The 14,545-nt window shown below is 65.2% G+C and carries 7 protein-coding genes; 2 read left to right on the top strand and 5 right to left on the bottom strand.

Features of this window, described 5'->3' with window-relative positions; all coding sequences use genetic code 11:
- Nucleotides 1-19: 19 nt before the first annotated feature.
- Nucleotides 20-2,443 (top strand): penicillin-binding protein 1A, encoded by a 2,424-nt coding sequence (locus tag V3B48_RS02735; RefSeq protein WP_071229171.1) that lies wholly within the window; start codon nucleotides 20-22, stop codon nucleotides 2,441-2,443.
- 565 nt (nucleotides 2,444-3,008) lie between these two features.
- Nucleotides 3,009-3,653 carry a hypothetical protein gene (locus V3B48_RS02730; RefSeq protein WP_329893113.1) on the top strand — a complete coding sequence of 215 codons (645 nt, stop codon included), beginning with the start codon at nucleotides 3,009-3,011 and terminating at the stop codon, nucleotides 3,651-3,653.
- Nucleotides 3,654-3,934: 281 nt separating this feature from the next.
- On the opposite strand, the gene V3B48_RS02725 is transcribed toward V3B48_RS02730, so the two are convergent.
- The 5 genes from V3B48_RS02725 to V3B48_RS02705 all read right to left on the bottom strand — a co-directional run bounded on the left by V3B48_RS02725 (nucleotide 3,935) and on the right by V3B48_RS02705 (nucleotide 14,513).
- Nucleotides 3,935-4,678, bottom strand: coding sequence for a hypothetical protein (locus V3B48_RS02725; RefSeq protein WP_071229172.1), 744 nt, complete (start codon nucleotides 4,676-4,678; stop codon nucleotides 3,935-3,937).
- Between the two features lie 69 nt (nucleotides 4,679-4,747).
- The gene (locus tag V3B48_RS02720) at nucleotides 4,748-9,862 is read right to left on the bottom strand and encodes an ESPR-type extended signal peptide-containing protein (protein WP_329893112.1); all 5,115 of its coding nucleotides are present in this window, start codon (nucleotides 9,860-9,862) and stop codon (nucleotides 4,748-4,750) included.
- 59 nt (nucleotides 9,863-9,921) lie between these two features.
- Complete coding sequence (locus V3B48_RS02715; protein WP_329893111.1) at nucleotides 9,922-10,629, bottom strand: pilus assembly protein; 708 nt, start codon at nucleotides 10,627-10,629, stop codon at nucleotides 9,922-9,924.
- Nucleotides 10,630-10,647: 18 nt separating this feature from the next.
- Entirely contained in the window at nucleotides 10,648-11,784 is a 1,137-nt protein-coding gene (locus tag V3B48_RS02710) for a CfaE/CblD family pilus tip adhesin (protein ID WP_329893110.1), read from the bottom strand.
- Nucleotides 11,781-14,513, bottom strand: a complete 2,733-nt coding sequence (locus V3B48_RS02705; protein WP_329893109.1) for a TcfC E-set like domain-containing protein — start codon at nucleotides 14,511-14,513, stop codon at nucleotides 11,781-11,783. The genes V3B48_RS02710 and V3B48_RS02705 overlap by 4 nt, the downstream gene beginning before the upstream one ends.
- Between the last annotated feature and the right edge of the window lie 32 nt (nucleotides 14,514-14,545).

Raw genomic sequence — 14,545 nt, 5'->3', positions numbered from 1 at the left:
CAATCGGAATCTGAACCCGATGACTCGACTCCGCCGCTGGCTGCGCTGGATCTTCCTGATTGTCCTGGTCCTGGCGCTGATCGGCGCGGCCGCCGTGGGCGGTCTGTACTACGCCGTGTCCTCCAAGCTTCCCGACGTGCAGACCCTGCGCGACGTGGAAATGCAGGAGCCCATGTACGTCTATGCCGCCGACGGCAAGCTGATGGCGGTGTTCGGCGAGACCCGTCGTACCCCCATCACCATGAAGGACGTGCCCGAGCGCCTGAAGCAGGCGTTCCTGGCCACCGAGGATGCCCGCTTCTACGAGCATGGCGGTGTGGACTACATGGGCATCGGCCGCGCGGTGTGGCTGCTGGCCACCACCAACGACAAGCGCGTGCCGGGTGGCTCCACCATCACCCAGCAGGTGGCCCGCCAGTTCTTCCTCAGCTCCGAGTACAGCTACACCCGCAAGCTGGCCGAGATCCTGCTGGCGCGGAAGATCGAGTCCGAGCTGAGCAAGGACGAGATCTTCGAGCTGTACCTGAACAAGAGTTTCTTCGGCAACCGTGCCTACGGCGTGGCCGCCGCCGCCGAGTTCTACTACGGCAAGAAGCTGAACGAGCTGGACCTGGATGAAATGGCCTCGCTGGCCGGCATCCCCAAGTTCCCGTCTTCGGGCAACCCGATCTCCAACCCGGAACGTGCCCGCCAGCGCCGCGACAACTACGTGCTGCAGCGCATGGCCGACCTGAAGTTCGTCAGCCAGGCCGAGGCCGACGCGGCCAAGGCCGTGCCCATGCACGCCACCGCGCATGAGCCGCCGGTGCAGGTCGATGCCCCTTACGTGGCCGAGCTGGTGCGCCAGGAAATGATCGCCCGCTTCGGCGGCGATGTGGTCAACAAGGGTTACCACGTCACCACCACCATCGATGCCACCCTGCAGACCGCCGCCAACCAGTCGGTGCGCGACGGCCTGCTGCTGTACGACCACCGCCACGGCTGGCACGGCGTGGAGAAGCAGGTGCAGGTGGGTGCCGGCGAAGACGCCGCTGCCCTGGCCGAGCACCTGCGTGGCATGTACGGCCAGGCCGGCCTGCTGCCGGCCATCGTCGCCAGCACCGGTGCCGATGGCAGCGCAACGGTGGTGCTGGCAAACCGCAGCGAGATCGTGCTGCCGGCCGGCGCCGCCAAGTGGACCAACAAGACCCCGGGCAAGCTGGTGCAGCGCGGCGACATCGTGCGCGTGCGCGCCGGTGCCAAGGAAGGTGAGTGGCTGCTGGACCAGATCCCGCGCGGCCAGTCCGCGCTGGTCTCGCTGGATGCCCACAACGGCGCGCTGAAGGCGCTGGTGGGTGGCTTCAGCTTCTCCGGCAACAAGTTCAACCGCGCCACTCAGGCCCGTCGCCAGCCGGGTTCGAGCTTCAAGCCGTTCGTCTACGCGGCTGCCTTCGACAAGGGTTACAACCCGGCCTCGATCGTGCTCGACGCCCCGGTCGTGTTCCGCGACCGCCGCGGCAAGACCTGGGCCCCGCAGAACGACGGTGGCGGCTTCCGCGGCCCGATGCGCCTGCGTGAAGCGCTGGTGCAGTCGCGCAACCTGGTCTCGGTGCGCCTGCTCGATGGCATGGGCGTGGACTACGCGCGCAAGTACATCAGCGAGTTTGGCTTCGCCGAATCGGAACTGCCGCCGAACCTGTCGATGTCGCTGGGTACCGCCTCGCTGACCCCGCTGTCGGTGGCCCGCGGCTACGCCGTGTTCGCCAACGGCGGCTCGCGCGTGGATACGTGGCTGATCGACCAGGTCAATGACCGCGACGGCAACCTGGTGTTCAAGGAAAACCCGGCACTGGCCTGCCGCGACTGCGCCGGCAGCAGCGACCAGCCGGTCAACCAGGTGGTGGACGGCTTCAACTTCGGTGCCCCGGCCCCGAAGGTGGACCCGGCCGCTGCCGCCAAGGCCGAAGCCAAGACCGAAACCCCGGCCGCGCCGGTCAACCCCGATGCCCGCACCGCTCCGCGCGCGATCGACGCCCGCACCGCGTACCAGCTGGTGTCGATGATGCGCGACGTGGTCCAGCGCGGTACCGGTGCCCAGGCCAAGGTGCTCGGCCGCGAGGACGTGGGTGGCAAGACCGGCTCCACCAACGACCACCGTGACGCCTGGTTCTCCGGCTTCGGCGGCCCGTACGTGACCACCGTGTGGGTGGGCCGCGACGACTTCCGTTCGCTGGGTTACCGCGAATACGGTGGCAAGGCCGCCCTGCCGATCTGGATCGACTACATGCGCACCGCGCTGAAGGACACCCCGATCGCACAGAACGAACCGCCCAGCGGCATGGTCCAGGCCACCCTCAACGGCGCCACCGAGTGGGTGAAGGTGGAAGACATGGACCGCCTGACCGACTACGACCTGAACCTCAATACGCCGCAGGCCGACGCCGCCGCGTTCGATATCTTCTGAGGAAGGGTTCGGTAGGTGCCGCTCTGGTAGATGCCAACCTCGGTTGGCGCCGATGCCGCCCCGGTAGTTGCCAACCTTGGTTGGCGCCGATGCCGCCCCGGTAGTTGCCAACCTTGGTTGGCGCCGATGCCGCCCCGGTAGCTGCCAACCTTGGTTGGCGCCCCGTGCCGACCAAGGTCGGCACCTACCAAAGCGTTGGTGGGTGCCAACCTTGGTTGGCACCGATGCAGCTCTGGTAGCTGCCAACCTTGGTTGGCGCCCTGTGCCGACCAAGGTCGGCACCTACCAAAGCGTTGGTGGGTGCCAACCTCGGTTGGCACCGATGCCGCCCCGGTAGTTGCCAACCTTGGTTGGCGCCCTGTGCCGACCAAGGTCGGCATCTACCAAAGCGTTGGTGGGTGCCAACCTCGGTTGGCACCGATGCCGCCCCGGTAGTTGCCAACGTCGGTTGGCGCCCCGTGCCGACCAAGGTCGGCACCTACCAAAGCGGTTGCATCCGCCATACCCACGCAGATGTCACATCCGTGCGCTAGTCTGTAGCCAGGTCGCAACAGGGAGTCATCGCATGCATCGCGCCCGTCAGCATGCTGCCAGCCAGACCCGCGAGCGGCGCCACCGCCTCGCCCACGAAGCCGCCCGCCTGATGGCCGAAGGCGGCATCCGCGACTACCACCAGGCCAAGTTGAAGGCCGCCAGCCGGCTCGGCATCCACGACGATGCCTCCCTGCCCCGCAATACCGAGATCGAAGACGCCCTGCGCGAGTACCAGCGGCTGTTCTCCGGGCCCCAGCACGGCAACGAACTGCAGCGCCGCCGTGAAGCCGCCATGCGTGCTCTGGAGTTCCTGCACGGCTTCTCCCCGCGCCTGGCCGGTCCGGTACTGGACGGCACCGCCGACGCCAACAGCCCCGTGCAGCTGCACCTGCACAGTGACGACCCGGAAGCCGTGCATCGCTTCCTGGACGAACACGGCATCCCCGCCGAATCGCGAACACGCCGCCTGCGCATGGACCGCGAACGCTGCCTGGACGTGCCGGTGTGGGTGTTCAGTGCCGAAGAGCTGACCTTCGACCTCGCGGTGCTGCCGTACGACGCCCTGCGCCAGGCGCCGCTGTCGCCGGTGGATGAGAAGCCGATGCGGCGCGCATCCGTGACACAGTTGCGGCAGGTGCTGGCCGAGGCGGAGATCACCGCGTATATCGGCGGGTGATGGTAGCGCCGGTCCATGGCCGGCGAGCGCAGCGGTGCCTGCCTTGGGTGGGTGCGGACCGTTGGTCCGCACTGTGCTTCGGGCATTTCGATGGCTGACCGGAGAGCAGTCGAGCATGGCTCGACTCTACAGGGGCGCTGCACCCGTGTTTGGTAGGTGCGGGCCGCTGGTCCGCACTGTGCTTCGTGCATTTCGATGGCTGAGCGGAGAGCAGTCGAGCAAGCTCGACTCTACAAAAGCGGTGTTACCTGCTCTGGCAGATGATGCCCATCTTGCTCCCGCTACCAGACAAAACGGGTATCGCGCAGCGGGTCGCTGAGCAGCCGCGGCAACCACGGTGCGGGGGCACGCTGCGGATACTCCCGCATCATCTGTGCGTGCATTGCCTGCAGGTCCCGCAACACCCAGGACTGGTAGTAGATGTCGTTGAACCCATCCGACCAACCACTCTTCACCCGCTCATGCTCGTCTGCCTCCAACGACGGCATCTGGTCCAACGACACCTCCAGGATCGTCGCCAGCGCAGCGTTGATCTGCGCATTCTCAACACCCGCCTGGCGCACGTAGTCCAATCGATCGAGGACCCGCCGGCAATCGTAGGGAAAGCACCCACCTGTGGCCATGATGTAGTCAGCGATGTCCGCCAGCATGTCGGCTTTCAGCCGCCACACCACTTCGCTGTCCATCACCTGCCGTACCCGTATCGTGCGCAGCGTGCTTGCCCGCACCTCCTCCGGCGTAGTGAACGGAGCACCCGGCGTGCTGCCCGCGTGGCGCACCAGCACGATGCGATGGATCGCCTCCCTGGTGACACCCTCGATGCGCAGCGCCGCTGTCTCCGGGTGCACGCGCGGCGTCGGCACGCTCAGCATCCGCCACATGTACCACAGCACCAGCAACAGACCGGCGATGCACAGCCCGCTCATCAGCGTCCACAGATCCAGGTTCCGTGTGTAGTAGCGATAACGCGCCCGCCAGATGTAGAACGTGCGATAGCTGATGATTCCCTTTACCCATCTGTACATCGCCATCTCCTGGGCGAGGACCCCGGCGCGGCGGGGTGGAGTACGCGCGTCACGCCGGGGCTCCATGGCTTACCAGCCGATGCCCACACCGACGCCCATGCTGCGCTCACCGCTGTTGGTGAACGCCCCATTGAGGCTGAAGGTGGCCGAGCCCTTCTCGTTGAGCACGCGCTGGTAGCCCACCGCCATCGCCGACTCACCCTCGCTGTAACCCACGCCCGCACCGAGGCGGTTGTAGGTAGCCAGGCCGGCGGTGTTCATCGCCATCGCGCTCTGTGCACTGCTCATCGCCGCCATGCGGTTGAAGCGCTTGTCCATCTTGTCCAGGCGACGCTCGAAGTTGCTGATCGCACCGTCGGTGTACTCGTTGGCGCGGGCCAGCATCTTCTCCAGCTCGGCGGTGTCGACCTGCGGCTTCGGCGAGTCGTCCTTGTTGGCCTTCGGCTGCGGCGCTGGCTTGTCGCCCTCGCCTACCGAGGCGACCTGCTGGGAGTCCTTGCCTTCCGGAAGCACAGGAGTTTCCTCGGCCTGCGGCTTCGGCACCGAGGACGACGCCAGTGCACGCGGAGCCGGGGCGTCGTCGATGCGCTGCTCCAGCCCATCCATGCGGCCGTTGAGCTGCTGCTGCATCGAATGCAGCTGGCCACCGTTGACCGCGTCACGGCTGCCGGCCGCGATCAGGCCGTTTGCCACGTTGGAAATGACCACGCCGTTGGCACCGGCGAGGGTGAGCTGGTTGACACCATCGGCGCGGACCGAGGGGGTGTCCTGGAACACGGAGCGGAGCTGGGTTTCGACCTTGTCCACGCGCGAGGTGTTGGTGACGACCGCACCATCCAGCGCCTCCAGTGCACCATTCAACGTGGACCGCGCCTGGCCCTGGACATTGAAGCTCGGGCCGACGATGTTGCCGTTGGCATCCACCTCGCCGCCGAGGGTGGAGAGCGCACCGCGCAGCTGGCCGACGGTGGCGGCGTTGTGGTTAGCGGTGCCGTTGGCGATGTTTACGAGGCGGCGCTTCGTTCCAACATTACCAAACGATGCAACTCCTGCCTCGGTCGCATGAGAGCTGGTTCCGAACGCGATAGAACCGTGGGCTCCGGGTTCGACCCTTGATCCAACGCCGAACGCAATGGCTCCGATTGCACCCGGCTCGCCAGCCCTACCAACCTCAGCTCCAGTCCCGATGGCAAAGCTGGAATCTGAGCCTTCGTAGACAGTAGATGCTCGTCCGAGGGCAATTGAGTTTCTTCCCATTGCTTTGGCGAATGTTCCAATCGCCGTGCCACCCTCAATGCCCGTCTTTGCCAAGTTTCCAATGGCGAGACCAGCCGGACCAGCCTGAGCCTGACCATATTCAGGAGCCGTGCCCACGCTGAGGTATTGACCGATGCCTTCCAAGGCCGACACACGGCTATTGGTCTTATAGAGCTGACTGCCGCGCACTACGTCCGAGCTATCAGCCGAAAGCTTCCCCTCGGCCACGCCAGTCAAACGCGCACCACCGAAGTCGATCGGGCCGTTTGCATCCATCTCTCGCATCGCCTGCTGCCCCATCTCCCGCTCCTTGCGCATCGCCTCCAGATCATTCCGATTCTGCGAGATCTTCTGCTCTGCGGCGTACAGCTGGTTGCCCGTTACGGCATCACGGCTTCCTGGGGCCACCCGGCCGTCGGCAAGATTGGTCAGCACCATGCCATTCACGCCATTCAGCGCGATCTGGCTCATGCCGTCGGCACGGGCCGAAGGTGAATCCTGGAAGATCGAGCTGAACTGACCTTCCACCTTGTCCGCGCGACGGCCGGCGGTGATGACGGCGCCGTCCAGTGCCATCAGCGCATCCTCGACGGTGCTCTGCGTTCCGCCCTGTACCGTGTAGGCCGGGGCAATGATGTTCCCGTTACCGTCCATGCCTGCTCCGCCGCCGAGGGTGGCGAGAGAATCCCTGAGCTGAGAAACGGTGGTGGCATTGTGGTCGGCGGTGCCTCTTTCAACATTGACAAGTCGGCGCTTTAGCAGCCCACCACCGACAGAAACCGTGGAAGCCTCCTCAGCGATTGAACCATTGCCAAGCGCAACGGAGTTCGTAGCTCCCTTCTGCACGTAGCTGCCTGCGCCAACCGCCAGCCCATTCGCTTCCTCAACTCGCGAGCGTGACCCTAATGCAAAACCGTTCTCCGCATCCTCAGCAACTCCGGACGCGCGCCCGATCGCTACCGAGTTTGTTGCCCGCGCCTTCGCATAACTTCCGATAGCAACACCACCCTCGCCAACAAGTGACGCCTCCGCGGAATCTCCAAGTGCAATCCCCAAGCGACCAGCCTGCGCCTTCACATCATCTATCGGCGCGCCAACCGCCATGAATTTCGATTTTCCCTCAATCTCCCCAATCCTACGACCGGCTTCTTCAACAGCGACCGTGGCTGCCTGCACTGCGGTGTTGGTCGTATACAACTGCCCACCATTCACGGCATCGTTGCTCCCTAGACTCAACACGCCGTTCGCGACACCCGTAATCCGTCGACTCAAACCGAGGCTGTTATGCACATCCAGTAGGCTGCCGCTGTTCCTCTCACCCAGACGCACACTGCCAGCCGGAGAAGCTTGTGCTACCAGCCCGCCCAGCACCGCTGTCTCGGCCAGCGCCTTGGACGCATCCCCCTTTGCGGCCGCAGCTTCCGTGCCCGCAGTCTTGGCAATGCCCTCCACCGTCGCCACCTTGTCATTGGTGGCGTTGAGCTGCCTGCCGTTGACGGCCTCATAGCTGCTGGCGCTGACCACTCCATCAGCCACACCAGTCAGCTTCCGGTTCGCGTTCGCGCTGTTGCGCACATCCAAAACGGTGCCGCTGTTCTTCTCACCGATACGGACATTACTGCTGGCACTGGCCTGGCTGAGCAGCCCGTTGAGCGTTCCTACCTGGGTCAGAGCGGTGTTTGCGCTGGTCTTGGCCGCGCTTGCATCACTCAGCGCAATACTGACGTTGCTGTTGGTCGCATTGAGCTGCCTGCCCGTCACCGCATCGGTGCTGGTGGTGGACAACGCTGCATCGGCAACACCGGTGATCTTACGACTCGCATTGGCGCTGTTCCGCACGTCCAGAACGGTGCCGCTGTTGGCTGCGCCCAGGCGGACATTGCCCGACGCAGAGTTCTGGCTCAGAAGCCCGGAGAGAGTATTGGCCTTGGTCAGCGCAGTGTCTGCATTGGTCTTCGCGGTATCAGCAACGGATCGTGCGGCCGTGACATTGCTGTTGGTCGCATTCAGCTGCTTGCCTGACACAGCGTCAGTGCTCGTCGTACTCAGCGTGGCGTCTGCCACGCCGGTGATCCTGCGGCTGGCGTTTGCGCTGTTGCGGACATCCAGAGCCGTACCACTGTTGCCTCCACCCAGTCGCACACTGCCTGAAGCAGACGTCTGTGCCACCAGGCCGCCCAGCGCTTCGGTTTCCATCAGCGCCTTGGTGGCGCTCACCGTTGCAGCTTCAGCTTTCGACTGCGCGGTGCTGGCCAAGCTGTGTACCGAGGCAACCCGCTCGTTGGTGTAGTTCAGCTGGTTGCCTGTCACCGCATCGGTACTGCCTTCGGCGACGGTGCCATCGGCAATCCTCTGGATTTTCCGCAGCAACGAATCACTGCCTACAGAAACCGAGTCAGCGGTATAGGTAACCGACCCTGCCCCCAGGGCGACAGCGTTTCTGTGATTGGCCAACGCCCGATCTCCCATCGCCACGGAGCTGGCGCTAAGCGCTCTGGCACCGTAGCCGAGTGCGGCGGCGTACTGTGCATCGGCCTCGCTGGAGGCCCCCAACGCCATCGCGTGGGCAGCCTTGGCCTTGCTCGAATAGCCGAAGGCCATGCTGTACTCGGACTGCGCCTGGGCACCAGTGCCTACCACCACCGCAAAACCACCTGATGCATTGGCGTTGAATCCCACCGCCACGGCACCGTTGCCACTCCAGGCATCTGCACCGAGTGAGACACCTGCGTTCGACCCGGAGAGCTTGTTGCCTGCCGCATCCACGCCGGTACGGGCGCCGTGGCCCACCGCTACGCCGCGTCCGTTGTAGGCCACCGCATTGCTGCCAATGGCCGTACTTGGGCCGTAGCTGCCAGCCTCCGCAATGGAACCTTTTCCCACAGCAAGGTTTGTGGCATCAATCCTGTTGCTGGCGTTCTGCGCCAGGGTGCGTACGGCGGCTACATCGGATTTGACGGTGCCAATCGCACTTTCGGCCGTTTCCAGCTTCTTGTTGGTAGCGTGAAGCTGCTTGCCCGCTACCGCATCCGTGCTGGCATCGTTAACGCGGGCGTCAGCGACATTAACGATGCGACGCTTGATGGACGCACTTCCAACGGAGACCGTCGCCTCCTCGGTCGCAACCGAGCCCCGCCCAAGCGCAGTTGCGTTTGCAGCATATGCCTTCGCCTCATAGCCAATGGCGACGCTGTCATAACTTGCCCAGGTCTGCCCACCGAGCGCGATTGCGCCGGTCCATCCATTCGTGCCAGCGGATGCATTTCCACCAATTGCAATCTTGGAGATGCCAGCTCCCGAGTTGGTCTTCGCTCCACTACCAACGGCAATCGAGTTCAGTGTAAGTGCGCGCGCATCGTGCCCCACCGCGACAGATCCGATTCCATCAGCCAAGGAGTCTGCACCAAAGGCTGAAGCATGGCCGCCCTTCGCAGTTGCCCTGTATCCCATTGCCGAACTCAGTACGCCATCAATGCGCGCCCTTGGGCCAAATGCAGCGCTCTTCTCCCCGGCAACTGTTGTTGTATACCCGAATGCGGCGCTGTAGTCGCCCTGAGCTTTTGCTGCAAAGCCAAAGGCACCGCTGTAGCGACCTGGCGCGTCAGCGGCGTCGCCGTACGTAGTTGACCACGGTCCCGCCCCCATAATCCCAGAGCCCACAGAGAGAAATTCGGTGATTGGCTTTGCCGCACGAAAGATCAGCACATCGTTACCATCGAGCTCGCACTTTGGACCGCTGCTGTGCGCTGAGCAGCTCAAGGTATCGGCGTGCACTGCCGGCACACCAGTAGCCATCGACAGCACCAATGAACCACGTACAAGGCGAGCTACGCGTGCGTTCTTACGACCTCTGGCCGAGGTGATCTCGCTTGCCACCACCCAACACTGCTTGGCTGTATTCCAGATACGACGGTAGATGTGATTCATGCTCATTCCTTAACAAGACAAGGGAAATGAAGCCCCGCGCTTACGCAGGGCGATAGAGGTCAGGCGCTCGGCGCCAGAGTTGTTACGTGATCGCGATAGCTGTCGTTCGACAGTCGGTACTGCAGCTGCAGAGTGCTGCCCGACTGGAGCTGGAACGGCAAGGTCAGCGCAGCATCGGGGTAGAGACTTCTGGACAGCTCAAGTGGCGTGCACACACCACTGGTACTGCACTCGGCAGCACCGGTGATGCCCACACGCAGCGTGCCGGTGTTGCGCAGGGTGTTGCCCTGCAGTTGCAGATCCACGCTGCCCTTGGCAGGCACGACGTTCACCAGCGCACCCCAGACCAGGCTGACGCCGACGTTGGCCTGCGCCGCCTGCTCATCGCCTTCCAGGATGGTGCCGTCGGGGCCCTTCACGCCCTCGAAGTAGATGCGATAGGCCGCCTCTTTTTCGACGGTCTGCAGCGGAATCACCCGTATCAGGCGATTGCCACCACCACTGAGTGCGAACTTGCCGGGGGTGATGGCAATCGCCGCATCGGCGGCTTCCACTTCGATCTCTTCCTCACCCACCTGCGCCGGGTTGTTGATGCGCAGCAGCCGCGCCTGCACGTACTGCGGCTGGGTGGATTGCGAGTACACGCGGATCTTTGTGCCGTGCTTTGCATCCACCGCTGCACGCATCGGATGAATGGACAAATTGGCCTGTGCCGGTGGGACCAGCAGTGCGCTCAACGGCAACAGGCAGAACAGCAGCTTCTTCATGATGAGCCTCCGTGGGGATCAGGGCTTGGCGGTCGGCACGCGCAGCTCTACCGTCAGCTCGCCGTCGTAGAGGCCGGGGCGTTTGCTGGCGATGGGCGTTGGCGGTGTTTCCAGCGTCAGGGGCGTGGGCACGCAGTACACGGGTTGGCTGATGCCCGGCAGCAGCACCATGCGCAGTTGGGCGCTGTCGATATCGCGCAACAGCTGCTCCTCGCCGTGCTTCATCGCCAGGCGATTGCCGCCATAGTTCAGACCGACTTGATAGTCGAGGCGCTGGGTGTCATCGCTGCCGCCGTCCTGATGCCAGACCGCAAAGTCCCGACCTGGTGGTGGCCGCGGCCCGCTGTCGCGCACGGTGACGCCGAGGAACTCGCTCTGCGAACCCAAGCCGTCGTACAGGCACATGTCTACGTCCTTGCGCCCGGCGACCTCCTTGCGGATGGGGTCGTAGCGCAGGTCCATGTTGACCAGGGGTGCAACGCCGTCGAAGCCCGGGAAGTAGATCGAGATCGCGTCGTAGTCGGTGACGGTGAAGTCGAAGTTGAATACGTACTTTGCTAGATGCTGGGCTGGCGGCTTCCTCAGATAGAGATCAAGCGCGCCCTGCCAATGTCCTGCTGTTAGATGAGTTAGCTCAGGGGCAAGAATTCGAAGTCCTGCTCCCGTCCCCGCGGGCGGATTCCAATCGCAGGGAGCGCCAAATGTAGTCCATGGGACATACGGTTGGTTGGACCAGTAGCTCGATTCACAGGCCGCAGTCTGATCGGCGCGGTAGACGGATGCCAGAAGCGTTAAATCTTCACTCAAGCCGCCGCGCTGCTCAACCAACCGAACGACTACCTTTCCCTCTACTGCCGAGGGCTCAGAAGTATTCTCCGTTGGGCAACGACCGGTGGTCGAATCCGTCGCCGAAGCACAAGTGATGAAGAGCGCTCCATATTGCTTCAGTGGATCACGGTCGTATGCGACTAAAGTCTTTCTCGCCCAAATCTCGATATCCCCCGGCATCGCCGAGCGATCCCACGCCATCTTGATGTCGCGCACAATCACACCACTGGGTGGATCCGTATCTGGCGGTCGTTGCGCCCAGGCCCTCGGCGCCAGCACCACCAGCGCACACACCAGCATCAACACCAACAACACACGCCGGTTCATGGCGTTCCTCCTGCAGCAGCGGTCTGGGGCGTGGCGGCAATCAACGCGCGTTCCTGCAGCAGGCGGGTCACGCGGGCCTGCTGGCGGATCTCGGCCGGCAGCTGGGCCACGGCCAGCGGCTCGCAGTGCACGGCGCCGACCAGCAGCACCACCTGGCGGCGCTCGCGCACCTGCAGCGGGCAGTGCAGCAGGCGGTCGTCCTGCAGCAGGTACAGCGTTGTCTCGCGACGCGGGAAGTCGGCAACGAAGCCGCCGTTGGCGCTGGTGCCGGGCACCGGCGCGTTGAGGATGCGGGCGCCACCCAGCGGCGCTCCGGCAAGATCCTTGGCGTTGCCGATGAAGGTGTAGGTCACCTCGATCGGCACCGGCATGCGCATCAGCCGCCCGGGGCTGAGGAACATCGGCCGTGCGCCACCCACGCCGGTCACGCGGATGGCGGCGATGCTGTCCAGCGTGCTGGCGTCCTGTACTTCGGCGCGGTGCGATTGGTACGACGACAGCGGCAGCAACCGGCGCTCGCCAATCTGCAGGCGTTGCCGGCGCAGGCCGCCCACCTGCAGTTCGGCCGCCACGCCACGCAGGTCGATGTCGTCGGTGTCGGCCACCTGCACGGCCAGGCCGGCGTCGGCACCGTTGCTGCCGCTCCAGTAGAAGCCGCGCTTGCCCAGTGCGAAGCCGGAGCTGTGCATGCCGCTGTAGGCGGTCTCGCTGCGACCGCGCTGCTGGTAGTGCGCCAGCGTGGCGCCGCTCTGGCCCAGGCTGTTCTGCAGCTGGCCGCTGAGCGTGGCGCTGTAACGGTCGCTGTTGTTGGCGCGCAGCTCGGCCGACAGCTCGCGGTACTGCGCGTCCACCTCCTGGCGCAGGCTGTGGCCGACGCTGTAGTTGATGTCCGGGCGCTGATGCTGCGGTTGGCGCACGTCAACGCTGTAACGGCGCTGGCCGCTGCCGGCGGTGCCGCGCAGCAGGCGGGTCAGGCTCAGATTGAAGTAGATGCCGCGGTCGCGCTGGTCACTGCCGCGCAGGCTGTCGCTGGCGCGCTGCTGCCACACACCCACGCGGGTGGAGACGCTGAAATCCTGCCAGCGATGGCTGCGGCTGAAGCTGGCCTGCCAGGTACGGCTGAGTTGCGGCTCGCGACGCGGTTGCCATGGCGGCGGCGGTGGCAGCAGCGGGTCCAACCCAGCCAGCGGATCGCCCTCCGCACCGGGAAGCTCGCGCCCGGCGCGCCAGGTCTGGCGCCGCGTGTAGCCCACATAGGCACTGCCACCGGCCAGCGGCAGCGCCATCGATGCACTGAGCGAGTTGGTGCAGCCCAGCTGGTCGCGGGCGTCGGCCTCGAACTGGCAGGCCTTGCCGCGCATGCGCTGCTGGTAGATGTTCCAGGATGCGGTGCGGCGGTACGACAGCTGGTGCTGCTGGCCGGTGCTGCCATCGTTGCCGCGCATGCCGCCAAAGCTGGCGCGCAGTTCCTGGGTGGCGTACAGGCGGCGCAGGTCCACGCGCAGCTCGCCGTAGCGGAAGCCGCCCAGGTCGGCGGCGCCGGCCACCATCGCCACGTCGCGGCCCAGCGGCACGCGCATGCCGGCCACGGCCACGCGTTCGCCATCGAAGCGGTCACTGCGACGCTCGTTGCGCTTGCCGCCCTGCACGAACCACTGCCACTGGCTGTTGGTCCAGTCGCCGCCCTTGTCGAACGGCGCATCTTCGCTGCGCACCAGTACGCCGTCTTCGTAGATGCGCAGGGTGACGTTGTAGTTGCCGAACGGGAAGTTGCGGGTGTCGATCTGGTTGATGCCGGCCTGCAGGTAGGAGGTCTGCAGCAGGCGCGTGCCGTCGTAGGCATCCACGCGTGCGTCGCGCGCCAGCAGCACGGTCAGCGGCGTGGCCTGCACGGCGGCATCGGCATCCACATAGGCCTGGGTAGTGCCCACGCGCAGGCCCTGCAGGCGGTCCAGCGGCAGCATGCTGAAACTGAAGGTGCCGCCCTGCGGGCTGGACAGGTTGCGGCGGTCCATGCGCCCGGCCTGCAGGTAGTGCGCCTGCCCCAGGTCATGGCGGTAGTAGACGTTGTCGAACTGGAATTCGCTGTCACTGCCGCGGCTGCGGTAGCGCTGCTGGTTGAAGTTCCATTCGGCGGAAACATGCCCGCGATCGAACAGGCCCAGCACGCCGGTGCCGCGCGCGGACAGCGTCTGGTAGTCGTGGCTGCCACTCACATTGATCACCTGCTGGTGCAGGAAGGCGTTCTCGGCGTTGGCGCTGACGGTGTGGAAGCGTTCGGCAGCCGGCTTGCCCGGAATCCACTGGCGGGCGACGAACAGGCGCACCGCGCCCTCGCCTTCGTCGTACAGCGCGCGCACGGCGGCGGGGTCCTCCGGCGGGTCGAGATAGCCGCAGCCGGCAGTGGCGCCACCGAAGCGGCAGGCCAGATGGCTGTTGCGCGGCATGGGCTGCGACAAGGCGGGCAGCAGCGCGGCCTGCGCCTCGGCCGGGAGGTCGAGCGCCTGCAGCACGCTTGCTGGATCTTCCAGTTGTACGTGTTCCAAGGTCACGCGCACCGGCGACAGCCCGGCCGAGCGGCCGAACAGCTGGATGTCGAGTTGTTCGGTCTGGCCTTCGACCAGATCTTCGAAGCCGGGCGGGACGCCGCGCGCCGCCGCCAGCGGCGTTGCCAGCGCCAGGGCGAGCGCGACCGCCAGCCGGGTGATGGCGGGGGCGTGTGGGGTCATTGGGGGTACCGCTGGAAAGGCAGCCGGCCCGG

The sequence above is a fragment of the Stenotrophomonas sp. SMYL20 genome, from assembly GCF_036320045.1.
Lineage (GTDB): Bacteria > Pseudomonadota > Gammaproteobacteria > Xanthomonadales > Xanthomonadaceae > Stenotrophomonas > Stenotrophomonas maltophilia_A.
The sequence above is the reverse complement of the archived record's forward strand: the minus strand, read 5'-3'. Positions and strand labels throughout refer to the sequence as shown.

Bases quoted from the DNA above. Each gene is read 5' to 3' on its own strand.
- V3B48_RS02730 (WP_329893113.1), top strand. From the start codon at position 3,009: ATGCATCGCGCCCGTCAGCATGCTGCCAGCCAGACCCGCGAGCGGCGC.
- V3B48_RS02710 (WP_329893110.1), bottom strand. From the start codon at position 11,784: ATGAACCGGCGTGTGTTGTTGGTGTTGATGCTGGTGTGTGCGCTGGTG.
- V3B48_RS02705 (WP_329893109.1), bottom strand. From the start codon at position 14,513: ATGACCCCACACGCCCCCGCCATCACCCGGCTGGCGGTCGCGCTCGCC.
- V3B48_RS02715 (WP_329893111.1), bottom strand. From the start codon at position 10,629: ATGAAGAAGCTGCTGTTCTGCCTGTTGCCGTTGAGCGCACTGCTGGTC.
- V3B48_RS02725 (WP_071229172.1), bottom strand. From the start codon at position 4,678: ATGTACAGATGGGTAAAGGGAATCATCAGCTATCGCACGTTCTACATC.
- V3B48_RS02720 (WP_329893112.1), bottom strand. From the start codon at position 9,862: ATGAATCACATCTACCGTCGTATCTGGAATACAGCCAAGCAGTGTTGG.
- V3B48_RS02735 (WP_071229171.1), top strand. From the start codon at position 20: ATGACTCGACTCCGCCGCTGGCTGCGCTGGATCTTCCTGATTGTCCTG.